This window comes from Virgibacillus sp. Bac330, from assembly GCF_003667845.1.
GTDB lineage: Bacteria > Bacillota > Bacilli > Bacillales > Amphibacillaceae > Virgibacillus > Virgibacillus chiguensis.
Window position 1 is genome coordinate 462605 of the sequence record NZ_CP033048.1, and the last position, 25859, is coordinate 488463.

General features: G+C 37.1%; 18 protein-coding genes and 2 CRISPR repeat arrays. Of the genes, 15 read left to right on the forward strand and 3 right to left on the reverse strand.

Going from position 1 to position 25859, the window contains the following annotated elements; genetic code table 11:
* Positions 1–4 precede the first annotated feature (4 nt).
* The 3 genes from D9780_RS02070 (at position 5) to D9780_RS02080 (ending at position 6711) form a co-directional block, all read left to right on the forward strand.
* Positions 5–1486, forward strand: a complete 1482-nt coding sequence (locus D9780_RS02070; protein WP_121639110.1) for a tripartite tricarboxylate transporter permease — start codon at positions 5–7, stop codon at positions 1484–1486.
* Positions 1487–1500: 14 nt separating this feature from the next.
* Entirely contained in the window at positions 1501–2493 is a 993-nt protein-coding gene (locus tag D9780_RS02075; RefSeq protein WP_121639111.1) for an asparaginase, read from the forward strand.
* Between the two features lie 13 nt (positions 2494–2506).
* Positions 2507–4667: direct repeats of the CRISPR family, unit length 32 nt; unit sequence ATTTCAATCCACGCACCTATATTAGGTGCGAC.
* Between the two features lie 673 nt (positions 4668–5340).
* Positions 5341–6711: an FAD-binding oxidoreductase gene (locus D9780_RS02080; RefSeq protein WP_121639112.1), complete on the forward strand. Its 1371-nt coding sequence runs from the start codon at positions 5341–5343 to the stop codon at positions 6709–6711.
* Between the two features lie 429 nt (positions 6712–7140).
* Here D9780_RS02080 and D9780_RS02085 read toward each other — a convergent pair whose 3' ends face one another.
* A complete protein-coding gene (locus D9780_RS02085) occupies positions 7141–7416 on the reverse strand; it encodes a hypothetical protein (RefSeq protein ID WP_121639113.1) in 276 nt (91 codons plus the stop codon).
* 475 nt (positions 7417–7891) lie between these two features.
* Positions 7892–8236: a helix-turn-helix domain-containing protein gene (locus tag D9780_RS02090; protein WP_077706025.1), complete on the reverse strand. Its 345-nt coding sequence runs from the start codon at positions 8234–8236 to the stop codon at positions 7892–7894.
* A gap of 1198 nt (positions 8237–9434) precedes the next feature.
* Here D9780_RS02090 and D9780_RS02095 point away from each other — a divergent pair.
* The 11 genes from D9780_RS02095 (at position 9435) to D9780_RS02150 (ending at position 23076) form a co-directional block, all read left to right on the forward strand.
* A complete protein-coding gene (locus D9780_RS02095; RefSeq protein ID WP_121639114.1) occupies positions 9435–10751 on the forward strand; it encodes a neutral/alkaline non-lysosomal ceramidase N-terminal domain-containing protein in 1317 nt (438 codons plus the stop codon).
* Positions 10744–11217, forward strand: coding sequence for a PTS sugar transporter subunit IIB (locus D9780_RS02100; RefSeq protein ID WP_073006598.1), 474 nt, complete (start codon positions 10744–10746; stop codon positions 11215–11217). The genes D9780_RS02095 and D9780_RS02100 overlap by 8 nt, the downstream gene beginning before the upstream one ends.
* Before the next feature lie 19 nt (positions 11218–11236).
* The gene (agaW, locus tag D9780_RS02105) at positions 11237–11989 is read left to right on the forward strand and encodes a PTS N-acetylgalactosamine transporter subunit IIC (protein WP_073006600.1); all 753 of its coding nucleotides are present in this window, start codon (positions 11237–11239) and stop codon (positions 11987–11989) included.
* Positions 11979–12806, forward strand: a complete 828-nt coding sequence (locus D9780_RS02110; protein WP_077706023.1) for a PTS system mannose/fructose/sorbose family transporter subunit IID — start codon at positions 11979–11981, stop codon at positions 12804–12806. The genes agaW and D9780_RS02110 overlap by 11 nt, the downstream gene beginning before the upstream one ends.
* A gap of 69 nt (positions 12807–12875) precedes the next feature.
* Positions 12876–13271, forward strand: coding sequence for a PTS galactosamine/N-acetylgalactosamine transporter subunit IIA (gene agaF / locus D9780_RS02115; RefSeq protein WP_121639115.1), 396 nt, complete (start codon positions 12876–12878; stop codon positions 13269–13271).
* Between the two features lie 54 nt (positions 13272–13325).
* On the forward strand, positions 13326–14057 hold the full coding sequence (locus D9780_RS02120; protein ID WP_121639116.1) for a sugar isomerase domain-containing protein: 732 nt from the start codon (positions 13326–13328) through the stop codon (positions 14055–14057).
* Between the two features lie 441 nt (positions 14058–14498).
* Positions 14499–15061: direct repeats of the CRISPR family, unit length 32 nt; unit sequence ATTTCAATCCACGCACCTATACAAGGTGCGAC.
* 565 nt (positions 15062–15626) lie between these two features.
* Positions 15627–17504 (forward strand): beta-N-acetylhexosaminidase, encoded by a 1878-nt coding sequence (locus D9780_RS02130; RefSeq protein ID WP_121639118.1) that lies wholly within the window; start codon positions 15627–15629, stop codon positions 17502–17504.
* Between the two features lie 531 nt (positions 17505–18035).
* Positions 18036–19622: a beta-N-acetylhexosaminidase gene (gene nagZ, locus D9780_RS02135; protein WP_121639119.1), complete on the forward strand. Its 1587-nt coding sequence runs from the start codon at positions 18036–18038 to the stop codon at positions 19620–19622.
* Between the two features lie 99 nt (positions 19623–19721).
* Positions 19722–20870 carry an exo-beta-N-acetylmuramidase NamZ family protein gene (locus D9780_RS02140; RefSeq protein WP_121639120.1) on the forward strand — a complete coding sequence of 383 codons (1149 nt, stop codon included), beginning with the start codon at positions 19722–19724 and terminating at the stop codon, positions 20868–20870.
* A 161-nt stretch (positions 20871–21031) separates the two neighbouring features.
* On the forward strand, positions 21032–21889 hold the full coding sequence (locus D9780_RS02145) for a MurR/RpiR family transcriptional regulator (protein ID WP_073006629.1): 858 nt from the start codon (positions 21032–21034) through the stop codon (positions 21887–21889).
* 206 nt (positions 21890–22095) lie between these two features.
* Positions 22096–23076, forward strand: coding sequence for a GNAT family N-acetyltransferase (locus D9780_RS02150; protein WP_121639121.1), 981 nt, complete (start codon positions 22096–22098; stop codon positions 23074–23076).
* Between the two features lie 305 nt (positions 23077–23381).
* Here the strand turns inward: D9780_RS02150 and D9780_RS02155 are convergent, their stop codons facing one another.
* On the reverse strand, positions 23382–25097 hold the full coding sequence (locus D9780_RS02155; RefSeq protein WP_121639122.1) for a DUF2207 domain-containing protein: 1716 nt from the start codon (positions 25095–25097) through the stop codon (positions 23382–23384).
* A 308-nt stretch (positions 25098–25405) separates the two neighbouring features.
* Between D9780_RS02155 and D9780_RS02160 the strand changes: the two genes are divergently transcribed.
* Positions 25406–25852: a nucleoside 2-deoxyribosyltransferase gene (locus D9780_RS02160; RefSeq protein WP_073006633.1), complete on the forward strand. Its 447-nt coding sequence runs from the start codon at positions 25406–25408 to the stop codon at positions 25850–25852.
* Positions 25853–25859: the final 7 nt, after the last annotated feature.

Below are 25859 nucleotides of genomic sequence, written 5' to 3' on the forward strand. Positions count from 1 at the left end.
TACTATGGGAGGTTTGGAAGGATTACTATCAGGTTTTCAGGTTGCTTTTAGTGTAGAAGGGATTATTTTTGTTTTTATCGGTGTGTTGGCAGGTACTTTTATTGGTATGTTACCGGGATTAGGTCCAATTTCGGCAATTGCGGTCATGATTCCTATATCTTATGGGTTTGATCCTACTATTGCTCTTGTTATGATGGCGGGAGTTTATTACGGCGCTGTATTTGGAGGTTCTACATCATCGATTTTGTTAAATGCTCCAGGTATATCTGGAACAGTAGCCACAGCTTTTGATGGTCATCCATTAGCGAAACAAGGAAAAGCGGGAAAAGCACTTGCCATTGCAGCTATTTCTTCTTTTATTGGTGGAACGGTAGGAATTGTATTACTCATGTTATTTGCTCCAATGCTTGCCTCAGTGGCGATTGCATTTGGACCGCCTGAGTACTTTGCTTTAATGTTAGTAGCGCTAACGGCTATTGCTAGTTTATCAGAAGGTTCTCTTGTGAAAGCGTTTATTTCGGGAGTGATTGGTTTTATGTTTGCCACAGTAGGGATTGATGCGCAAACAGGGACCCCTCGTTTTACGTTTGGGATGACAAATTTATTAAGTGGTATTGAATTTTTAGTTATAGCTCTAGGTTTGTTTGCTTTGGCTGAAATTTGCTTTTTAATCATTAACTCTTTTAAAGAGAAGAACGATATACACCAAAATATTGGTAGTCTCAAGCTGACGAAATCGGATCTTAAAGAAATGAAAGGGCCAGCAACAAGGCAATCTTTTCTTGGATTTATCATTGGTGTGTTACCGGGCGCTGGCGCAACGATTGCTTCTTTTATTGGTTATATTGTTGAGAAAAAATTATCGAAAAGACCTGAACAATTTGGGAAAGGTTCCATAAAAGGATTAACAGCTCCAGAAACTGCTAACAATGCAGCTACCAGTGGTGCGTTTGTTCCGTTATTAAGTCTTGGAATTCCAGGATCAGGTACGACAGCTGTGTTATTAGGAGCGTTACTTGTGCTAGGAGTGCAACCTGGCCCTCTGTTATTTGAGGATGAACCGACCTTGTTTTGGGGCGTTATTGCTAGTATGTATATCGGAAATGTCTTCTTATTAATATTAAATTTGCCGCTGATCCCGTATATTTCCAAGCTGTTACTTATTCCTAGACCACTTCTTATATCACTAGTAATTACTTTTTGTATGCTTGGCGTCTATGCTATTAGTTTTAACACATTTGACATTTACTTATTACTTATATTTGGGGTTATTGGGTTTTTAATGCGATTAGCGCGTTTTCCTGCCCCTCCGTTTATTTTGAGTTTTATTTTGGGGGGTATGATGGAGCAATCTTTAAGGCAGTCACTGACTATTTCTGAAGGTGATTTGGGCATTTTTTTAGAAAGTCCTATAGCAATAGCTCTCTTTATAGTAGCATTATTGTCCATTGTTATTCCTGCTTTTAAAAAGAAAACGATTACTTAAGTGGTGGTGTATTGATGAAAAGCCTAAAGTTAATTGCAAGTGGTGGCACTATTTCAGGTAAAGGGATAAACCGTCTTGATCTAAAAGACTATCGAACTGGTTATTATACTGGAGAAGATTTATTGGAACAAATTCCGGAAGTTTTGGATGTAGCACAAGTGGATACCTATCAGCTAGCTAATAGGAGTAGTACGAAAATGGGTAGTTCTGATTGGATACAGTTGAAAACACTTGTTAATGGATTGCTTAACGAAAAGCAATATGATGGAATTGTTATTACGCATGGAACAAACACGTTAGAGGAAACGGCTTACTTTTTACATTTAACGGTAAAAAGTAAAAAACCAGTTGTTTTGGTGGGTGCGCAACGACCTGTTACTGCTATTGGTTCTGATGTGTTAAACAATTTGTGGACGGGCGTTAAAGTAGCGGTTGATCAACAATCCTATGCAAAAGGAGTGCTTGTTGTTGCTAACAATGAAATTCATTCTGCCCGAGAAGTAGCCAAAACAGATACGTATAGCTTGGACACATTTCAATCAGGTAAAGTAGGGGCTTTAGGGTATGTAAGCGCAGAACACACCGTGCTATATGATAGATATCCAAATAGAAAGCATACTTTTCAATCTGTGTTTAATGATAATAGTAACGTTAGAAACTTACCTGAGGTGGCCATTGTGTATTCATACGCTGGTGTAAACGAAGATATTATTAATTTTATTGTTGATAGTGGGAAGTATTCTGGAATTGTGTTAGCTGGGACGGGGGCGGGAAGGTGTTCCCCAAAAGAGGAGAAGGCGCTAAAAAAAGCCTGTCAAAAAGGAATAGTAGTGGTTAGAAGTAGTCGGTGCTTTGAAGGACGGGTTGTCCCTATTGAAAGTTTTGATACTTTTCCTTTTATAACCGCAGATAACTTGTCACCGCAAAAAGCTAGAATATTGTTAATGTTAGCACTTACTCTGACGGATGACCTATCAGAAATACAAGCGATGTTTCATGATTATTGAAGTTTTATGTGATGATTCCCATGTCGCACCTGTATCAGGTGCGACCATGAATTTAATTGAAACAGGACGTGTGCAAAAAATTTCAATCCACGCACCTATATTAGGTGCGACGTGATACCGACACGCTATTTAAGGATAACATGGATATTTCAATCCACGCACCTATATTAGGTGCGACATTAAATCAATCAAAATTCCTTCAATAGATAAAATTTCAATCCACGCACCTATATTAGGTGCGACTACAACTGGTAGGCTAACGATAGAGTCTAAGTCTATTTCAATCCACGCACCTATATTAGGTGCGACGAAGGAACAAACGAAAGAACGGCGCAGATTAAACATTTCAATCCACGCACCTATATTAGGTGCGACGATGGATATATCAAGACAGCTATAAGAAAAGAAGATTTCAATCCACGCACCTATATTAGGTGCGACCTTAACTTGCGCCACCTTGTAAGTACGCCCCTTGACATTTCAATCCACGCACCTATATTAGGTGCGACGCGTTGTAGTCCGCCTGTAATGCGTGTGCGTCGAGATTTCAATCCACGCACCTATATTAGGTGCGACTAAGAACGTTAAATATATTCCTGCTATTGCACAGATTTCAATCCACGCACCTATATTAGGTGCGACGATGCAGATGCCAAATTAATATTAAAAAACCACAAATTTCAATCCACGCACCTATATTAGGTGCGACTTGTCGTTTAAAACAATTTCCCCGTCATGCCATTTACATTTCAATCCACGCACCTATATTAGGTGCGACCAAGACCAAATGCAACAGCTTCCTCTGCGGTTAATTTCAATCCACGCACCTATATTAGGTGCGACCCGAAAATGTTGTAATACGTGGACACTTAGAAAGATTTCAATCCACGCACCTATATTAGGTGCGACTTTTACATTAGATATTGAAATACCACAACAAGTTATTTCAATCCACGCACCTATATTAGGTGCGACTTTTACATTAGATATTGAAATACCACAACAAGTTATTTCAATCCACGCACCTATATTAGGTGCGACATACAAAGAGATATGGAGACAAAAAGATTTAACATTTCAATCCACGCACCTATATTAGGTGCGACGAAGTTTGTTTTAACACAAGACGGATTTATTGATATTTCAATCCACGCACCTATATTAGGTGCGACCTTGCCTATAAAGCTTCATTACTTCCGGGTTGTTATTTCAATCCACGCACCTATATTAGGTGCGACATACTCAAGGATAGATATTAAAAATATACTAACGATAATTTCAATCCACGCACCTATATTAGGTGCGACCGCACATGAGCGGCGACTATTAAACGGAGTCACACATTTCAATCCACGCACCTATATTAGGTGCGACTTGTAAGTGTTGGTTTACCATTAAAATGTATTTCATTTCAATCCACGCACCTATATTAGGTGCGACCTTTGGTGCGGAATCTTCCCCTGCCTTAATAAGGAAATTTCAATCCACGCACCTATATTAGGTGCGACAAATGGATATGTTGTTTTAGTGGGCAGTGTGGCAATTTCAATCCACGCACCTATATTAGGTGCGACTTGTATTATTCATTATTAAACACCCCTATAAACAATTTCAATCCACGCACCTATATTAGGTGCGACATTATCAAACCAAATATCTTTACGTTTCTGCCACCCTATTTCAATCCACGCACCTATATTAGGTGCGACGCGTAACGTACGCCGTCTGCTAAAGTAGCAAAGTATTTCAATCCACGCACCTATATTAGGTGCGACTTGACGTTATTTATACAATTACAGTTGATGATATATTTCAATCCACGCACCTATATTAGGTGCGACGCATTAGTAGAAAGATATAAGGTTGCTGGAATGGCAATTTCAATCCACGCACCTATATTAGGTGCGACAATATTAAATATATCTAATTCTGCTAAAATAGGAATTTCAATCCACGCACCTATATTAGGTGCGACCGACAAAAGAGGAAATTTAATTGGAGATTTTTTAATTTCAATCCACGCACCTATATTAGGTGCGACGAAATATCACTAATGTCGATGGATAAAAGTCCTGATTTCAATCCACGCACCTATATTAGGTGCGACTTTTTAATACTTCTAAAGCATCTGGAACAAGAATTATTTCAATCCACGCACCTATATTAGGTGCGACTGCGATTTTATACTAAAAAGTTACAAAAATCATAAAAAACAGCCCGTTTTCAGCTTAGAAATCGCAAATAATCTGAGTAAATGGAATTATATTACATATATTACCGTAATATTACTTAAATTTTGGTGCGAATCCCCTAGGGTTTTTATGTGCACTTGGGGTTCGCACTAAAAAGTAAACTGAAATGATATGAATAATTTTATATTCATTATAAGGCATAATTCATAATTAGTCATTTCATGAATATAATTGTACAATACTGTTTTTTAGTTTCTAGCTTGCAAATTTTTGTAACGTCAATATTACTTATTCTTGACTATACGTGTCTTCCTTATAGCAATTTTATTTAAATCACAGTAACGATATTTTTTGACATTTACTTGTTCATCTTTTTAGTAGCAGCATGGTTATCCGTGTTGTTCTTACAAAAGGAAGGAATGTGTTCATGAAATTTTAGGATAATTGGTAACTTCTCAATAATTCATAAATATGATAAGGTCTTCCTATGGGGGGAGAGTATTGCTTTTTTAACACACTTGTAAGTATTGTTGTGTAAATGATGATATTTTTTTACTGTTAACCTCTAAGTAGTTCACAGGGAAAGTAATATGTGTTTACATACAGGTTTAATTTTTGAATTATTTAAATTAATGTGGGATGGAGAGAGTAGAAAATGATATTTATGAATGCATTAGAACAGATACTTCCATCAGATCGTATAAGTGATAATGAAACGATATTAGAGCAGCACAGTGCAGATGAATCTTACCATACACCTGCTTTACCAAATGTAGTTGTTTTTCCAAAAACAACAATAGAAGTAAGTCGTGTGGTGAAGCTGGCTTCGGAGTTTAATGTGCCGATAGTGCCTTTTGGGTTAGGTACGAGCCTGGAAGGGAGTGCTATTCCATATCAAGGAGGGATTACGATTGATTTCTCCTTAATGAATCAAATTTTGGAAGTACGACCAGATGATTTTTTAGTTAAGGTGCAACCAGGTGTGACGCGAAAGCAATTGGAAAAAGAGTTGAAAAAGTACGGTTTATTTTTCTCTGTTGATCCGGGTGCCGATGCAACTCTAGGAGGGATGGCAGCGACAAATGCAAGTGGCACAACATCTGTTAAATATGGTGTAATGCGAGATCAGGTTAGGAATTTGCAGGTTGTCTTAGCAGACGGTAGCGTTATTCATACGGGGAATATGGCAGCGAAGTCTTCTTCTGGATTACATCTTAATGGATTATTTATTGGTTCAGAAGGAACGCTTGGTTGTTTTACAGAACTTACGTTAAAAGTACATGGTATACCAGAAAAAATGGTGGCAGGAAGAGCGGCATTTACTACGTTAAATGATGCAGTGGGGGCAGTTATTGCTATATTACAAGCTGGCATTCCTGTTGCTAGGGTGGAACTCGTAGATGCATCATCGATGAAACACATCAATTTATTTAGTAATACGGATTATTTAGAAATACCGACAATTTTTATAGAATTTCATGGAAATGAAGCGGGCCTCCAAGAGGATATGAATTTTACTACGGAAATTTTAGAGGAACATCAATGTCAAGATCTCGCATTTGAAGCAGATACGCTAGGGAGAAATCGTTTGTGGGAAGCACGACATCAAACTGCGTACGCTTTTTTACATCATTATCCTGGGAAAAAGCAGATGGTAACCGATGTTTGTGTGCCAATCTCTAATTTGGCAAATGCTATTAAACAAGGTAGAGCTGCTGTGGAGGCTTCAGGGTTCCCCGGAGGAATTGTGGGGCATGTCGGCGATGGTAATTATCATATATTAATGATGATTGATGCACAGAATCCAGAAGATATAGCAAAAGCAAATAAGGTGAATGAGCAAATTGTTTCCTATGCTTTGTCATGTGGTGGAACATGTACTGGTGAACATGGCGTTGGGGTTGGTAAAGCAAAATATCAACTGGCAGAGCATGGCGCAGCTCTTCAAGTGATGAAAAGTATTAAAGACAGTCTAGATCCACATCATATTTTTAACCCTGGTAAAATTTTCACGGATTTGAATTGATTGTTTTTTAGGGGACTTGTTAAAAAAGTATGCGGATATATTCAATTATTGAAAATAGTTCAATGGTATTGAAAAAAATGAGGAGCCGCTAGTTGTAGAACAATAGATTAAGCCCTACGCTATGCGTGGGAAGGCAAACTTGTATAACTAGCGGTTTTTTAGTTAGTAGATAAGTATATTTATGTAATGTGCGACCTATTTAAAGAAACCAACCTATATCTGTATAAAAAATAGAAGAGAAAAGTGCTTCTTAAAAAGAAAAACCCCTCAGTTACAGCCACTTTAATTGCTTCTGAGCCCTTACGAATTCTATCGCCTTGAGTTAGCATATATGGTCAATGTAAGCAGTGAGTAACCAGCTTCGTGATCAGGTTCACTATTATGAACGCTTACTACTTTGCTAATGCAGCTTCCTGTTGGGATATTACCTTAACCAACTTTTAAATAGGCGCAAATGAAAGAGGGGATTGAAAAGATTAATACAGTAATAGAAGTAATAATATTTATCATTGAAGTATAACAATTAGGAGCAGCACATGCAGCAGTATGCGCTTCCACCAACATTATAAGAGAAATAACAATTGCTAGAGAGCTAGGTGCATAAATAACAATTTTATATTTAATGGCCTTGACAAATAAGATGGTTAAGGCTACAACAATGCCCCCTATAAAAACTCCTTGTACTAAAGGATATAAAACAAGCATATTCATCATCCTTTCTTTATGAGTTTTTAGCTACAAACCACTTTAATTTATGGTATTGTTAACAGCATAAAAGTTGTTTATGCAGTATTCAATACACGCACCTATACAAGGTGCGACGTAGCGAGTTCACCCTAAAAAACTAACAAAAATAATCAAAAACAGACCATTTTTAGGTTGAAAATTTTAAATATTATTAATTATATTCAATATTATTACAAAAACCAATAAAAAAGCAAGTGGATTTTGGTGCGAATCCCCCTGGGTTTTATGTGCACTTGGGGTTCGCACCAAGTATATTATGTAAAAATTGTTGTGTTTAGAACAATTAATGAATACACAAAAGGCGGTCATGAAAGCTTTAGTTATCCGTTGTCGTATTATATAAAGGAAATTTCTGAACGCCTTTTTGAAACCAAACTCCAATAGAAAAATTTCTTATACATTCTAAAACGAAGAAAGCTTTACAACATCAGTTTTATTCTTCTTTAAATACATCCCAAATTTTTTTAAGCCGAAGCATATCTTTCTCTCCATTGCTTGGCAAATCCCTATACCAAAGTTTTAATTCTGGATCAATATCTAAAACTTCATCTTTATCATTGTTTTGATTACCATTTCCTACTAGGTAATCAATGGTTACATTATAAAAACGAGATAAGTTTTTAAGCATTTCTATATCTGGCTCTACATGATTGTTCTCGTAATGGGAATACCTAGCACGGGAAATGTTAAGAGACTTTGCAACTTCTTCCTGTTTTAAGCCCCTCTGCTTCCGTAGAAATTTCAATCTATTTCCAAATACAGGGGAGTTCTTTTTCACATCATCACCTCATCACCTCAAATTACCTCTATTATAACGGACAACCGATAAAATGTTTATCTATAATAATAAAGTTTTCAAAAAATACTTACAATAAAATCTTGTATATTATTTGGTTATTTATAAATGGTTGCGATAAATAAGTTATTTAAAAGAAGCGGGTAGTTAATGAGACGAAAAGCACTCATACAACTATAATGAAACGTTAATCTTGATAAGATACATTAGTAAAGTATAAACCATACTGTAATAATGATGAAAAACGTTTCAGATATTTTTAATGGAAGTAATGGTAAATGAGAGGAAGATGACGTTGAGGAAAACAAATAGCTATTGATTCTAGGAGTTATAAGCATGTGAATCTATATATCTATTTTCTATTAGTTTAAAACGATTTATGATAACCTCTTAGACTGCTTATTCAAAAGAAAAGGGTACAACGTTAAAAAATCATGTGCCACATGGGAGGGGAGCATGATTTTTTGTTTTTGTCTAGGAAATTAGAGGAAATTGTCAAATTTTGCAGCTGTGGATAAACTAACTAATTTATTTAGCCACGTCCGGCGCAAGCGTCCAACAACTAGGCGACTCGACTTCACTGCATTGCCTTAAGCTAAGTCATCATCGGTTCGTTCTAAATAGGAAGGCCGACTAAAGACGGGCTTGCGGGAGGGCGCCGGTATACTCCTGTTGCAGGAGCATGATTCCTAAAACTTTCATTGATTCGTTCCACTCGCTACGTTGCTAACCGGGCGCCCCGAGCCTTTGTTCTTTAAATCTATCATCTCAATATCAATCTAGTTTAAAAGGGAAAGGATAGTTTAAATGATACTATTATTTTCAAAAAACTATTGACGATAACTTATTTATCATTTATAGTGTGTATAGTACGAAATAATATTAAAGGGAAGGAGGTATATGTTGGGGAGAAATCTACAAATATATAAACAAGAAGTAATTGCTGAATGACCTATCGTCGATACTAACTGAAAATTAACAAAATTACCTTGGTTGGCAACACACATGAATAAAGTATGAATTGTTCTTTAAAGTAGATGTCGAGTTACTTTATCTGGACAAATTTTCCAAATGAAAAACAAGCTGTCTTGGAGCTAAGTACAGGAAGAATAATCATTCCTTTTTCGGTGTTTAATCGATGACTAACATTTAATTATCATGAAAGGAGCTATAATACTATATGCCGCTTCACTGTGGAACAGCAAAGAAAGAAATTACCCCTCAAATAGGTACAAACTTAGCAGGTTATATGAAGGAAAGAAAAGCAGCAGGAATTCATGATCCTCTTTACACGCGAGTATTTGTATTTTCGAATGAAAATGACTTATTTATTATGATAAATCTTGATTTAGTAGGCATTGATTCTCATTATGTGAAATTATTAACAAAAAGGATTTGGGAGAACTTTTCCATACCTAAACATCATGTGTTTGTTCATGCAACCCATACCCACTCAGGCCCCGGAGGCATATTTGATGAGAGTTCTTTACTTGTAACTGCTCATCCGTATCTGAATGGCTATTTACCATATACAAAGTCAATTGTAGACCATCAACACAACCAAATATTAGCAGCTATTGATTATGCATTAAAAAATTTAGAGATATGTGAGGTTAAGTTTGGGGAAGGGGTTGCAGAAGGAATAGCTACCAATCGTAACAATTTAGAAGCTAGCTATGATCATAAAGTAAGCGTTATTACGTTTACGAATAAACAAGGAGAAAAGGCAATAATGTATCATTTTGCATGCCACCCAACCATTTTAAACGCTAATAACGTATATATTAGCGCTGATTTCCCCGGTGAAGTGAGCAAAGCTTTAGAGGAGCGTTCGGATGTAAACTGTGCCATGTTTATAAATGGTCCATCAGCAGATATTAGTACACGCTTTACGCGAAAAGCATCCACTTTTCAAGAAGTAGAGCGTATAGGTGGGAAATTAGCACAAAAGGTAATTCAAACTTCAGAAAGTGCAACAGCTATAGAGCGGCCAATTGTAAGAGCAGCGTTATATCCAATTACTTTACAAATGCGAGATATACCTGATGAAAAAACGATTAAACAGGAGTTGAAAAATTTACAGGCTATATATAGCGAGAAACAAGATAAAGTTTCTGTGGGAGAATTACGCAGAATAGCGTCACAAATAGAAGGGGCTAATTGTTTACTGCAAATAGTCAAAAATGTAAAAAAAGTAAATGATATTACGACAGTGATTCAACTGTTTCGGATTAAACATATTGTGTTTGTTGGTATACCAGGCGAATTCTATTTCGAATCGGGAGAGGAGATTGCAACCTATTTTGATTTCCCACTATTATTTGCAGGAAATACAAACGATCAAATCGGATACATTGTTCCAAAAAAATACTGGGAGAAAAGAGACTATGAAGCATATACGACGTTGTTAGCCCCTGAATCGGAAGATAAGATAAAGCAAGCTGTAAGAGAATATTTGTACTTATTTGCGAATGAAGGAGAGTGTAAGGATGGCTAATATATTGTTAACAAGAGTTGATTATAGATTAATTCATGGACAAGTTGCTGTTGGTTGGGTGAATTATTTGCGAGCAAATATGATTGTTGTAGTTAATGATGAAGTTGCTAATGATACGTTTCAGCAAAGCTTAATGGATATGGCGGTATCGTCAGGAATTGAAACCCGCTATTTTTCTATAGAAGAAGCCATTCTTAAATTACCACAAGCATCCGCGCAGCAAAAGTTACTAGTTGTTGTCAGATATATTCAGGATGCATTGAAATTAATTGAAGGAGGCCTAGAAATTAAAGAAATTAATATTGGCAATCTTCACTACGAAGATGGGAAGAAGCAAATTGCTAAATCCGTTGCCATTAATGAAGCAGACAGAGCGTGTATAAGAAAAATAGCAGAAATGGGTGTTAAACAAACGATTCAGCGTGTACCAGAAGAACGGGGATATGACATTGTTGGCTTATTATAATGAAGGGATGTGAAATTGCATGTTAATAAAAGCTATCCTTATTTCTATATGGGCTGGAATAGCTGGAATTGATCAATTTAATTTTCAAACCCATTTACACAGACCGATTGTTACCGGGGTTGTTGTTGGAATTATTCTAGGAGATATGGAGACAGGGTTAATTACAGGAGCAACGCTAGAATTAATATGGATGGGACTTGTATCAATTGGAGGAGCGCAGCCGCCAAATGTTGTAATTGGCGGTATAATCGGGACTGCATTCGCTATTTTATTAGATCAAGATCCAAAGGTAGCGGTGAGTGTAGCTGTACCGTTCGCGGTTGCTGTTCAAGGTGCGATCACTTTGTTGTTTACGGTATATTCTCCAATTATGCATAAATTTGATCAGCTTGCAGTAGCAGGTAATGTAAGAAAAATAAAATGGCTTAGTCTTTCGCAGTTGCCTGTATTATTTTTATTTAATTTCATCGTTGCTTTTTTACCAATTTATTTAGGTGTTGATTCCGCTAGAACTGCTTTAGAAAGTTTGCCTTCTTGGATACTTGATGGTTTAAGTGTGGCTGGGGGAATGATGCCCGCAGTTGGATTTGCTATGTTACTTCATATTATGCTGAAGCAGCAATATATTCCGTTTCTTTTGATAGGTTTTGTTTTAGTGACATATTTTGAATTGTCGTTAATAGGTATTGCCATTATTGCTATTGCAATTGCAATGTACGATTATTTCCGAAAGAGTACAGAGCGAAAGGAGACGACAACGAATGGTATCTGATGTAAAAAAGGAGCAAGTGGAAGAAAATAGGATGCAAAAAGTAATCACTAAATATGATTTATTTAAAATGGCCTTCCGTTCTTTCTTTTTGCAAAGTTCATTTAACTACGAAAGAATGCAGGCAGGGGGATGGCTTTACAGTATACTTCCGGCTTTGGAGCGTGTTTCGAAGAGCAAAAAAGAACTTTCAGAGAAAATGCAACGGCATTTAGATTTCTTTAATAGCCATACATTTATTTCTACCATTATTCTTGGGATGATTGCTGCTATGGAAGAAAAGAAACAAGATGGAAACTCTATCCGTGCAGTAAAAGTAGCAATGATGGGACCTTTCGGAGGAATCGGTGATGCGCTAATCTGGCTTACATTACTTCCAATTTGTGCGGGGATTGGCGTGTCATTAGCAATGGAAGGGAATGTGGCTGGTCCAATTATTTTCTTGCTTAGTTTTAATGCGGTGCATTTTCTTATCCGTTTCGGAGGCATCTATTTTGGCTACCGATCAGGAATAAATGCCATGCAAAAACTAAAATCCGGTACGAAAGATATTGCACATGCAGCTACGATTGTCGGTATTACGGTGGTAGGAGCTTTAATTGCTTCTTACGTTAGTATTCAAACTCCTTTAAAAGCAACAGCAGGTGAAGCGGAGATAAAGATACAAGAAGATTTATTAGACCAAATTATGCCTAATTTATTGCCCTTTGGTTTTACGTTGTTACTATATATGTTGTTACGAAAGGGTTTTTCTCCAATTAAACTTATAGGTATTATTGTACTTTTGGGATTAGTAGGTAAGTATTTTGGATTTTTATAAACGAGGGCACTTTGAGTAAGAAGTGTGATTTTATTTCAATATATTTTAAAGAAAATAGGAGGCAAATGTATGACAGGAGTGGTCATTACTGGTCATGGGTTTTATGCTAGCGGTGTGAAATCAACCATTCAATTAATTGCTGGTGAGCAGCATGAAGTTAAGTATGTTGATTTTTTGGAGAGCGATGAACCTAGTGATTTAAGAGAGAAATTAGAGCATTATCTTGATAGCATGAATAATGTCACTAATATTTTGTTTCTGACGGATATTGTGGGAGGAACTCCATTTAAAATAAGTGCACAAATTTTGCAAGAAAGAAAAATTGCAGGTGCTGTAGTGGCTGGTGCTAATATTTCTATGGTGTTGGAAGTTTTATTTACTAGGGAGAACGCTACATTAAGTGAATTAAAGCAAACTGCTATTCAAGCTGGTATAAGTGGAATTAAAATTTTGCCTAAAGAATGATTCAAAGGGAAGTAATAGAAGCACTTTTGTTGCTTTCGAGGAGGAGATGTATATATGCATGGCTATGTAGAGGGAGTAATGAATAAGCTACATAGAGCAATTAGTAAGCAAACGAATCAATTGGAACAAGCTTCAAGTTTAATTGCGGATTGTGTGAAGCAGGGTGGCGTTTTACATGTGCTGGGAACAGGGCATTCACATATGATAGCGGTGGAAATCTTTTATCGGGCAGGTGGAGCGTTATTCGTTAATCCTATTCTTGATTCTGGATTTATGCTACATGAGGGAGCTACAAAAAGCACTCGAATGGAAAGGTTATCTGGTTATGCGGAAGTGTTATTAGAAGGTGTAGATATTCGTGGTTACGATGTGTTTTTGGTTGTTTCTAATTCAGGGAGGAATGTTTTTCCTATTGAAGCTACTTTTTATATGAAACAAAAAAATGTATATACCATATCAATATCTTCATTTGAACATAGCAAATCAGTAAAATCACGCCATGAAAGTGGTAAGCGGTTATTTGAATTAACTGATTTAGCTTTCGATAATTATGGCGAAGTAGGAGACGCATTTTTAAAATCTCCAGGTTTAGAATCACGGTATGGACCATCTTCATCTGTTGTAGGGATAGTGCTTGTCCAAACGCTTATTAGTATGACGATAGAAGAACTTTTACGCCGCGATGAAAGACCTCCATTACTTGTAAGTGCGAATATGGATGGTTCGGATGATAAAAATCTAAAGCAAATGGAGCTATATAGAGACCGTATTCCTTTGTTAAGATGATATGTATGAGGGTAATTAGGTACCAACTACCTTTGGCTTAATGGTTTTTTTCTTAAGAGTCATTAATGGTATGCAGTTTTATTGATTATTTGATGATAAGTCACATGAAATATAACTTATTTCATGTGACTTATATTTTGGAAACTAATTAAGTAATTAAAATAGCTAAGATGTTTTTTATTCTTCATTATTATTCTTATTGAAATTATGATGAGTATGAAGGTCCATATAATGAATGCAAAATATATGGTTTTAGTTACATTACCCATCTCAGGAAACATCAACGTAAAACCAACGAATGTCAGTATTGAGAAAATCAAATAATTAATTTGTTCTTTCATAGTATCTCCTCCTTGTAACTATTAGACGAAGAAGGACTACGATAGGTTGATTTTAATACAAGATGCTACTCCACGAGGTAAGGGCGCTATTGAGCTATATTTCAATTTACACACACCTATACAAGGTGCGACCTGAAAAATTTAAAAAAGAATCTTCCTTACTTAGGATTTCAATCCACGCACCTATACAAGGTGCGACATTCCATATATAATTATGATCTTCTACAATTTTGATTTCAATCCACGCACCTATACAAGGTGCGACCAATTGCTTCCACTGCAAATCAACGCGCGCTTGCTATTTCAATCCACGCACCTATACAAGGTGCGACATGATCTTAAAAGCATTAGGTGTAGCGGCAGAAATATTTCAATCCACGCACCTATACAAGGTGCGACATTAGCGCAAATCGAACAGGAGCAGGCGGAGAAGATTTCAATCCACGCACCTATACAAGGTGCGACGTTTATGGGGGTGCTCAATGCGATTACGCAATGATATTTCAATCCACGCACCTATACAAGGTGCGACAACGCTAGTGACATCGATTTTATCAAAGACAATCATTTCAATCCACGCACCTATACAAGGTGCGACGAATTTTCTTTTATTGGAGAGTGATATTTATGGATTTCAATCCACGCACCTATACAAGGTGCGACGGCGATTTCTTCCTAAAAATTAAAAAAAACAATTAAAAACAGTCCATTTTTAGATTAGAAATCTCAAATATGATTAGTTACTCTCAACTTTATTACAAAAATCACCAAAAAAGCAAGTGATTTTTGGTGCGAATCTCCCGGGGTTTTCATGTGCACTTGGGGTTCGCACCTAATTTTTAATTTCGTTTCTTAAAAAAGTTCTCCAATAAACCATATTTTCTCTTATATGATAGTTCAAATAATAAGTCATGCCAAGTAGTAATAGCCCTGCGCATGGAAGTTTCACTTTATAAAAAAAGCGTCATTTCATGCATGAAGATAGTACCATCTAATCTGCCACGCACTGCAAGCGAGTTTAGTGAACACAAAATCAGTTTGATTGTGTAAAAGAATGAATTTTACAATCTTTAGGCAAACATCTTCAAACAATGAAATCAAGTTACAGAAAAATAAAATATTTCTAAATATTTATTTCATCCACCTTTTGTTTGTGATATGATGATAGTAATTGAAAACCAGATGATGCAGTCATTTACTTTATCGTACCAAGGGAGAGAGGATAGATATGAAGATAAAGTTTGTTGGTGACGTAAGCGTTGTACATGATGGATTAAAAATACTTGCCATAGAATTAGGGTTTGTAATAGATGATATCAATGGTTTCCCAATTCACGTTCAACAGAGGAAAGGTTCTATTTATATTTCCAAAAACCAGTATATCGGGCAAATCTGTTTTGAAAAGCCAATTCATTTTTTTAGAGCGTTAGGTTTGTGGCTGGAGCAATTCCAATTAAAGCATGAATTTGAATTGGAGGAGGAGCCACAATTCGATAACAGCGGAGCTATGCTAGACGCTTCACGAAATGCAGTAATGCGTGTATCAGAAATGAAAAACATGCTACGAAAAATGGCAGTAATGGGTTTAAATGTGCTGATGATTTATACAGAAGATACGTATGAAGTAGAAGAATACCCCTATTTTGGTTATATGCGTGGGAGGTATACAGAACAAGAGTTGAGAGCATGCGATCAATATGCTGCTGCCCTTGGGATAGAGATGATTCCATGTATTCAGACGCTAGCTCACTTAACAGAAGCGTTAAAGTGGAACTATGCTACAGAGATGAAAGATACAGCCGATATTTTACTTGTAGGGGAGGAGAAAACGTATGCCTTTATCGAGGCGATCATAAAGGCTGCTTCTAAGCCATTCAAATCGAATCGAATTCATATTGGAATGGATGAAGCACATCAATTAGGGCTCGGAAAATACTTAGAAAGAAATGGTTACGAACAGCGATTTGCCATTATGAATAAACATTTGCAAGCGGTCGTTGCAATAACCGAAAAACTTGGCTTAAAACCAATGCTTTGGAGTGATATGTATTTTCGACTTGGATCTAAAACTGGTGGATACTACGACCTCGAAGCCAATATACCGGATGATATAGTAGCTGCTATTCCTGATGTCCAGCTCGTTTATTGGGATTACTATCATACCGAACAAGCATTCTATCAAACGTTTATAAAAAAACATCAAGTTTTGAAACCAAATTCAGTATTTGCAGGTGGAGTTTGGACTTGGAATGGTATTGCTCCAAACTATGGCAAAGCTATACAAACGACAGAAGCAGCCTTAACAGCATGTAAAAAAGAAGGAGTAAAGGAAGTTTTTGCTACAATGTGGGGAGATAACGGGGCTGAAACGCCAATGACAACCGCATTGCCAATGTTACAACTTTTTGCAGAGCATACGTATCATCAAGTCGTTCATGCTAAAACATGGCAAGTGAGATTCGCGTGCTGTGTAGGTGCTAATTATAACGATTTTATGGTTTTACATCAATTTGATGAAACGCCTGGTGTTTCGGAAAATAATTTACATGCGTCAAATCCTTCTAAATTTTTGTTGTGGCAAGATATTTTGCTCGGCTTATATGATGAAAATATTAAAGGGCTATCTTTAGGCAAACATTATGAACAAATGATCCCGCAATTAACACAAGCAAAAGAACGCAATCCAACGTTTTTTTCTCTATTTGCCTTTTATGAGCAGTTGGCGAGAGTGTTAAGTACGAAGGCAGAACTCGGGATACATATCAAACAGGCATACGACACCGTTCATAAAGAGAATATGCAAATTTATTTAGAGCAAATAAAAGTGTTACAGCAGGAACTCATTGATTTAAGAAATACACATAGAGATTTATGGTTTTCTATGAATAAGCCGTTTGGATGGGAAATCATTGAAATACGATATGGTGGAGTGATTACACGTTTGGATACAGTTCAATATCGTATCAAACAGTGGGTGGAAGGAAAAATGGTTGTAATAGAAGAGTTAGCAGAAGAGCGTCTTTATTTCGACGGGCCTTACCAAATGCCTGCAGAATCTTTAGGAAGGAACCTCTATCATAGAATTGTTAGCGCTAGTCCACTATAGAAAGATAACAGGATAGTCTCTAAAATAATAAATCGGAATATTTTACACTTAAGTAAAATTTAGTTTTGGTTAAACGGATATGTATGCTAGAATAAAAGAGAAGAAAAAATCTATTGCACAAGTGGTTTGTTAAAAAAGTACTACATCTAAGTTCGCATCATCAAGGTATACAGTTAACGTGTATGAAGATCCGCATGCACACTAGGAAACAGCCTTTATAGTGTGGCTACATCTACAAGAAGCAAGAATGGTTTTAAATAATCCGAAGATCATTTATCTAGAAACATCTCATAAACCTCTAAGAAACGAATAGCTAGTAATAATAAGAGCAGGTAATCATTCCTTTGAAGCGCAAGGTGGTGCCTCTTTTGAGAACAGCATAAGCTTGGCTGTTTGCGACTGAGGGGTTTCAAGCAATGTCCGCCTCTAGTGAAAAGAGACAGGTTCAAACACGTATACAATCTCGATTAGGAAACAAAAATAATAGGCAAATAGGAGCGCCTAAATATACTATACGAGAGGGTGTTTTTAATGAAGTTAAGCCTTGCGAAAGAAGTAGGGAAATTATTGGTTATTGGTTTTCCTGGGAAGGAAGTTCCTAACTATATTAGGAGAATGATGCATCAATACCATATTGGCAGTATAATCCTTTTTAGTAGAAACATCGGTACACCGGAAGATGTGCTTCGCCTTACGACAGATTTGCAAAATGAAGCAAAAAAAGCAGGCTATACCCATCCGTTACTTATATGTGTAGATCAAGAAAATGGGGTCGTTCGTCGTTTAGGTGAAGGAACCACCATTTTTCCGGGAGCAATGGCGTTAGGTGCCACGAATAATCCTAAGAATGCCTATCTCATCGGGCTAGCAACTGCCAAGGAACTAAAAGCACTGGGGATTAATTGGAATCTTGCACCTGTTTTGGATGTGAATAATAATCCAGATAACCCCGTTATTGGTGTCCGCTCTTTTGGAGAGTCAGCTGAAATGGTCGCAGATTTTGGTAGGCAAATGATGCAAGGAATGCAAGATGGTGGCGTGATAACGACATTAAAACATTTCCCTGGTCATGGCGATACAAATGTGGACTCCCATCTTGATTTACCCGTTATTTCTCATCGTAAGGAACGATTAAAAAGTGTTGAGCTTCTCCCATTTCAAGCAAGTATAGACGCTGGCGCTGATACGGTGATGTCCGCACATGTGTATTTTCCAGCTATTGAATCAAAGCAAGGTGTTCCAGCTACATTATCTAAAAAGGTCATTACTGAATTATTAAGAACGGAATTAGCATTTGACGGCGTTGTAACGACAGACTGTTTGGAGATGCGTGCAATTGCAAATGGAGTTGGGACAGAACAGAGTGCCGTGGAGGCTATCAAAGCTGGTGTTAATTTACTTATGATTTCTCATACAGCTAGTAAACAACAAGATGCGATTCAAAAAATCATCCAGTTAATAGAAACAAATGAGTTAGATCGAAGTTTTATTACGCAATCCATTAGACGAATAGACTCCCTAAAGGAAAGATACTTACATTGGGATGGCATCCAGCTCGTGGGTAATGAGGCGATTCCGAAAGTTGTAAACTGTAAACGACATGAGGAGATAGCTTATCAAATGTATAAGGAAAGTATAACGGTTGTAAAAAATGAAAACGTTATCCCGGTTTCCTTGAAGGAAAAGGATCGTGTGCTTGTCCTTTGTCCTAACGATGGAGCGAAGGTGGAAGTGGAAGATAAACGGCATACAACACTTGCATTAGATGAAGCAGTAAAGAGCTATCATAAAAATGTTGATAAGATAGATGTCACGGAGGATTTGACAGAACTTGATATAGAAGAAATCGTTGCTAAAGCACATCATTATGACTTTATTTTTGTTGGTACGTTGACCATTACGAAAGGCAGTAAGCAGGTAACGCTAGTGGAGAAGTTAGTACAAGCTCCGTTGTCATTTGTCGTTATTGCGATGCGAAGCCCCTATGACTTGCGGTATATCCCGCAAGTGAAAGCATATATCAACACATATGAATTTACTTATCCTGCTTTACATGTAGCAGCAGGAGCAGTTTTGGGTAAGGAGAAAGTAAGTGGTACATCTCCTGTAACGATATAACCAAAATAAAAAAGGTAGATCGGATTGCTAAAAGTGTAGGAGATTGAACATGATTTTACTTTATCTTCCAGATAGGAGATGAAAGTGGGGGCACTTTATATGAAGCTCGGGTTGGAAGTGTTTTTGGAAACAGCATACAAGCAGTTTAAACATCAAAAAATTGGTCTAGTAACGAATATGACGGGGGTGAATCAACGGTTAATTCCTGCTATTGATTTATTTTACCATCACCCACATATTAAACTTACTGCACTCTATGCTCCTGAACATGGTATACGAGGGGACGCTAAAGAAGGGGAAAAGGTTACATCAACTGTTGATCCTTATACGGGGCTACCAGTGTATAGTCTTTATGGAACGACTAGAAAACCGACAAAAGAGATGCTTGAACCTGTAGATGTCATTGTTTTTGATTTACAAGATATTGGTTCGCGGTATTATACATTTATTTATACGATGGCATACGTGATGGAAGCGTGTATGGAAGAAGGGAAGCATGTTGTCGTATTGGATCGACCTAACCCAATTGGCGGTATAAAAATGGAAGGTAATGTAGTAGAAGAAGATGTTCGTTCTTTTGTTGGGCTCTTGCCCATTCCGAATAGGCATGGCATGACAGTTGGCGAACTTGCTGTTTTATTTAAACATGTATTTGGTTATTATTGTGAATTGACGGTGATTCATATGGTTGGCTGGAGGAGAACGATGTACTTTGATCAGACTGGTCTATTCTGGGTGCCACCTTCTCCCAACACGCCGACGCTCGAGATGAGTATGCTGTATCCGGGGACTTGTCTCGTTGAAGGGACGAATGTATCAGAAGGTAGAGGTACAACGAAACCATTTGAAGTTATTGGTGCTCCTTTTATAGATGGACAAATATTAGCTAGCGCCTTTAATCAAAGAAACATCCCTGGCGTACTAGCTAGACCGACATCGTTTACACCTTTTTATCAAAAATATAAGAATCAATTATGTGGAGGCGTTCAACTTCATATAGAAGATCGTCATCTGTTAAACTCTGTAGTAACAGGTATCCTATTACTTGAAACTGTCGCTTCTCTTTACCCAGATACATTTTCATTTATAACGAATGAAAACAATAAATACTTTTTCGATTTATTAGCTGGAACCAAATCGCTCAGACAATTTATTTTAGAAGAAAAGACAAATGTGTTTGTAAATGCTTGTGAAGAAGCATTGGAATCTTTTCGACAAGTAAGAGAACCGTATCTTTTATACCAATAAGTGGTATCAAGCTTGCATACACCAAATTTGCTTTCTATTATAATGTAGGCTCTGTTTATAGAACGTATGTTAGAAAAAACTTGTTTTCTCGACGTCGTTTAGCTTGGACGGTAAAACTTCTATAGTGAAAAAAGAAATAAAATACAAAGTGAGTTGATGGTATGACAAATGGTGGTTTAATTATACTAACGGAGATGTTGGAGAAATTACCTCCTTCTGAAAAAAAGATTGCAGCTTATATTTTAGATCATCCGCATGAATCGATTTCGCTAACTGCAAATGAATTAGGAAAGCGGAGTTCTACGAGTGGGGCAGCAGTCATACGTTTATGCAAATCGCTTCATTTGAAAGGATTTCAGGATTTGAAATTAAGAATTGCTGGTGATTTACAAAAGCCGGATGATCATGTAGGCTACCAAGATATCCAACCGAATGAATCAACAAGTTCTATTATTAAAAAAATGACCGATAACTCCATTCAAACGATTAGGGAAACAGCTGATTTACTGAATACAGAGGAGCTCAAAAAGGCAGTCGATGCATTGAGAGAAGCTAGGCAGATCCATTTTATCGGGGTAGGTGCTTCCAGTATTGCTGCAGAAGATGCCCAGCATAAATTTTTACGCATTGATAAAACAGTATATGCTTTTAAAGATATGCATATGGCTGCAACGCTCGTGGCAAATACTTCAGCGGACGATGTGGTGGTAGGTATTTCTTTTTCAGGGGAAACGCAAGAGATCACGAAAATATTACAATTAGCAAACGAAAATCAAGCTACGACGATTAGTTTAACCAAGTATGGAAGTTCGAATGTAGGCGATCAAGCGAAAATCAATTTATATACGTCAGCGACAAATGAACCGACATTTCGAAGCGGAGCTACATCTTCCAGGGTTGCCCAATTGCAAGTTATTGACATACTCTTTATGTGTGTTGCTTCGTTACAATATGAGGATAGTGTCAAGCATTTAGGGGCAACGAGGGATGCGGTTGATTTCCTTAAATGGCAATGGTGAAAATATAATTTGAATGGTAGATGGAGGGTTAGCTCATGAAGGGTTAATCCTTTCATTTTACTACAGGAAAGGGATGTACAGCTAGTCTTTTAAAAAGTGGAGCCTGTCGTTGGGGCTGTTTTCGCCGTCTTAAAGTAAAAAAATGTCGCCATTGATGCGGTTGCATTTGTAGAGAACTACCATTAATTGAGAAAGAAGCTGATGAGATGAAAACAGTAGCTTGGGACGAAGTGTATGTTGAAAGGTTGGTAAATCTGTGGAATCGGGAGTTAGGGCTTGCATTCCCGATGCGTGATTCCCTTTTTAAACAAAATAGCGTTCAAGATAAAAATGTGTGTCGTGATAGTTCATTGATTGTTTTAAATAATGACAATGATGTTATCGGTTTCCTTATTGTGAAAGTGTGGCAGGAAAAGCTCCCCGTACAAATGTCTAAAATAACAGGTTGGATTCAAGTGCTTCTCGTAGATCATCGATATAGAAATAAAGGGATTGGGACAAAGTTGCTAGCACATGGAGAAGGAGTTTTATGCCAGCAAGGGAAACAACAAATTTTGCTAGGGCGTGACCCTTGGCATTATTTTCCGGGTATTCCAATCCATAATGAACAAACAAAACGGTGGTTTTTGGCAAGAGGGTATGAAGCATATGGGACGGAGCATGATCTATTAAAAACGTACAATCAGACCACTGCAGTTACAAAGCCTAACTTTCCAGAAATTGATTTTTCTGTACTTCATAGAGAGGAAAAGGAGGACTTTTTAGCTTTTTTACATCGTTGTTTTCCAGGCAGATGGGAATATGAAGCAATAAAGTATTTTGAACTTGGCGGTACAGGTCGTGAATTTGTCGTCATGAGAAAACGTGGACGACTCATTGGATTTTGTCGAATTAACGATGCCAATTCACCCATTATTGCTCAAAACGTCTATTGGGCTCCGTTATTTGAAACAGCACTTGGTGGCGTAGGCCCATTAGGTATCGATGCTTTAGAACGTGGGCAAGGCTATGGTTTGGCAGTAGTGGAAGCGGGAATTGCTGAACTGCGAAAACGGGGCATACAAAAGATTGTTATTGATTGGACGGGACTAGTCAATTTTTATAAAAAGCTAGGTTATGAGGTTTGGAAAAGCTATACCTCATTTAAAAAGTCATTGGAATCAGGAAGCGATTCATCAGATAAATAGTTTTAGATGTTCTGCAAAAAGAAATGGACGTAAAGCATATATTTGGTGCTGTTATACAAGTTTCGGAATCATTTAATTAGAGCGCATTTAGTGAAGGTATAATGGTTGTTTTTAGGTAATGTTTGTCATCACGTAGGTCTGTTTCTACCTAAATAACAAATGACGAAAGCATGGAGTGCTCTCGTCATTTGTTATTACGCCCTATAAGAACGTATAGATTTTTTGAGGAATACCGTATAAGCAATGAACGTTTCATCCCCATAAAGGCGTAATGATAAGCCAAGTTCTTTTAATATAGAAAGTGGTTAAAATGCGCCTGACCCGCCGCCACTTCCGCCAGCTCCAGTACCGCTTCCTGCACCGATGGAAGCACTCGTGGTGTCTGCAGTTACAGTTGCCTGTGCGTTGTGAAATTGTGTGTTAATAGCAGTGGTAGCGAGTATAAGCATCATGATATCCGTATAATCATCCGAGCTTCCTTCACCTGATGTGGAATGATGCAATAGCTGCTTGTTGGAAGCCGTCCACTTAGTATGGATTGGTGTGCGGTTAACTCCTACCCCATAAATCAAACCACGTTTCTGCTCATCGTCAGTAAGATGCTCTACAGAAGTACTTTCAGGCTGTAAGGTTTTTTCTTCAAATTCTTTCCACTGTTTATAAATTCGTGCTCCCTTTAACGTTCGTGGTCGATAAAGGATAGCAAATAAAGCAAGAAAAACAAATAGGAAGCCCGTCATCGCTGTACTAGCGTATAGTTCGTGAATGGCAAAGACGATAATGAATGGTGCGATCAGAAAGCTTAATACACCTGCCGTTATACGAGTGCCCGTTTTTTTATCAACGAGATGATGCTCTTTGATTTCCTTCTTTACAGTATAATAATAGCGGTAAAGTTCTTTTTGATATATGTCTTGATTTGCTGTATTTTCCGTAAATGCCTTTACATCGTTTGTGCAAAATACCCCATTATTTCCAACTGTATAAAACAACAAGTCAATCAGTATTTTCTCATGCTCATGATCTGTTTGTTCATGGATCACAGTAAACTTGTGCAAATCATCGTTATCTCGTTGAATGAATCCTTTTCGTTCTAAATCAAGTAAAGCAGCAGTCATTACTGTAGAACCGACTTTGCCATGCTTCATATAAGCGACCGTTGCTGGTAAACTCATTTCTTGTTTCGGTAAAAAGTGTACAGATTCTGACAAACGCGCTAATTCTAATTCTCGTACTTGCTTTTTCCTCCAGGCAACAAACAATAGGAACAAGCTAAGAAAGCTAAAAATACTTATCGCATAAGGTGATATTTCTTTTAACGTTGATTTTCTGTTTAGAAATGCTTGTTCTTTATCGAGCAATGCTTGTTTCGTTGCAAGCAATTCCTCGCGTATAGGCTTTTCTTCCGTAAGGGGAACCTTTGGAAAAAGAGACCGATCATAACCAACAGTAATAGCTCCATTTTCATAAGAATCCACATACCCCATGGCAAAATGAATCGTACCATCCTCTTTTTGTTTTTCTGTTTTAAAAGCTTCATCTTCACCGTAGGCAACGCTATTTTCTGTTTTTTGCGGTGGGTGGATAAATGCATCGAACTGCTCATAATCGGTTTCACTTTCACTATCAAAAAATGACCAAGAAAATACAACCAGATCAGAATAGGCTTGTAAGCTATTTTTAATGATATAGGACAGTTGAATCGTAACGGTTTCGTTCTTACCACTTCGATAAATCTTATAAACATTCTCTTCTTGCTTTACTTTTAAAGTTTTTCCAGCTTCTGTTGCAGTTACGTTATGAATAGATGCATTCTCTGAAGGAATTAGGGTGCGAGTCATGCCATTAAATTCGCCGTCAAACTGATATGTATGCTGCTCGTTTACATGAACTTCCCCATCTTTCTGTAAATAGGCATCCACGTTGCTTTGATTAATGGAAAAATCAACAGCAAAAACGGTGTTGGGAATCAAACATAAGAATAGGATAATACCAAATACTAGGCCGAGTTTTTTTTGCATCGTTTTTCCTCCTTCTGTTTTCAGTACGATTCATTGCTGTGAAAAGTTTCAAACGAGTAAGGAAACATGGGAATAGTGAACTCACTACATAGGTTTCAAAAAATAGTGTTCTATGAAACAACAAAACAACATAGCCATGTATAGACTGTTTTTTACTTAAGTAGTAGGAAGTATCATTATTTCAATGATTTAACAATAATTTAGTCAACCTACTTAGGAAAAAGCAGTACAGACTTCATAAAGAAAGGAAAATAGTATACCACATTACATGTATCCATGGTTCCTATTTATTTTTAAGGAGTGAGTAAATGAGTCAACACAAAAAACTATTTCTTGCAGGTCCATTTAAAAGTCTTGTAAACCGAAAAACGGGAGTAATGGATCATTATGAAAAGCAAAAGCTAATGCAGCTTATCTCTTATTTTGAGGATAAAGGCTTTGCTGTTCATAATGCGCACAAACGTGAGGGGTGGGGAAAAGATTTTATGACGCCTCATGAATGTACAGCAATTGATTTTGCAGAAATAAGCGCTTGTGATCTATTTGTCGCCTTTCCTGGATCTCCACCTTCTCCAGGTACCCATATTGAAATTGGCTGGGCATCCGCATTACAAAAACCAATTATTTTGTTATTAGAAGAAGGTAAAGACTATGCGTTTTTAATTCAAGGTTTAGAATCTATGGCTCCTGTTACTTATATGTATTATCAAGAAGAAGCAGACTATTTAACCAAACTAGAAGAAATGAACTTATAATTTAACT

Excerpts from the sequence above, each read along its gene's own strand:
- D9780_RS02070 (WP_121639110.1), top strand. The coding sequence starts at position 5 with ATGGGAGGTTTGGAAGGATTACTATCAGGTTTTCAGGTTGCTTTTAGT.
- D9780_RS02075 (WP_121639111.1), top strand. The coding sequence starts at position 1,501 with ATGAAAAGCCTAAAGTTAATTGCAAGTGGTGGCACTATTTCAGGTAAA.
- D9780_RS02080 (WP_121639112.1), top strand. The coding sequence starts at position 5,341 with ATGATATTTATGAATGCATTAGAACAGATACTTCCATCAGATCGTATA.
- D9780_RS02085 (WP_121639113.1), bottom strand. The coding sequence starts at position 7,416 with ATGCTTGTTTTATATCCTTTAGTACAAGGAGTTTTTATAGGGGGCATT.
- D9780_RS02095 (WP_121639114.1), top strand. The coding sequence starts at position 9,435 with ATGCCGCTTCACTGTGGAACAGCAAAGAAAGAAATTACCCCTCAAATA.
- D9780_RS02100 (WP_073006598.1), top strand. The coding sequence starts at position 10,744 with ATGGCTAATATATTGTTAACAAGAGTTGATTATAGATTAATTCATGGA.
- agaW (WP_073006600.1), top strand. The coding sequence starts at position 11,237 with ATGTTAATAAAAGCTATCCTTATTTCTATATGGGCTGGAATAGCTGGA.
- D9780_RS02110 (WP_077706023.1), top strand. The coding sequence starts at position 11,979 with ATGGTATCTGATGTAAAAAAGGAGCAAGTGGAAGAAAATAGGATGCAA.
- agaF (WP_121639115.1), top strand. The coding sequence starts at position 12,876 with ATGACAGGAGTGGTCATTACTGGTCATGGGTTTTATGCTAGCGGTGTG.
- D9780_RS02120 (WP_121639116.1), top strand. The coding sequence starts at position 13,326 with ATGCATGGCTATGTAGAGGGAGTAATGAATAAGCTACATAGAGCAATT.
- D9780_RS02130 (WP_121639118.1), top strand. The coding sequence starts at position 15,627 with ATGAAGATAAAGTTTGTTGGTGACGTAAGCGTTGTACATGATGGATTA.
- nagZ (WP_121639119.1), top strand. The coding sequence starts at position 18,036 with ATGAAGTTAAGCCTTGCGAAAGAAGTAGGGAAATTATTGGTTATTGGT.
- D9780_RS02140 (WP_121639120.1), top strand. The coding sequence starts at position 19,722 with ATGAAGCTCGGGTTGGAAGTGTTTTTGGAAACAGCATACAAGCAGTTT.
- D9780_RS02145 (WP_073006629.1), top strand. The coding sequence starts at position 21,032 with ATGACAAATGGTGGTTTAATTATACTAACGGAGATGTTGGAGAAATTA.
- D9780_RS02150 (WP_121639121.1), top strand. The coding sequence starts at position 22,096 with ATGAAAACAGTAGCTTGGGACGAAGTGTATGTTGAAAGGTTGGTAAAT.
- D9780_RS02155 (WP_121639122.1), bottom strand. The coding sequence starts at position 25,097 with ATGCAAAAAAAACTCGGCCTAGTATTTGGTATTATCCTATTCTTATGT.
- D9780_RS02160 (WP_073006633.1), top strand. The coding sequence starts at position 25,406 with ATGAGTCAACACAAAAAACTATTTCTTGCAGGTCCATTTAAAAGTCTT.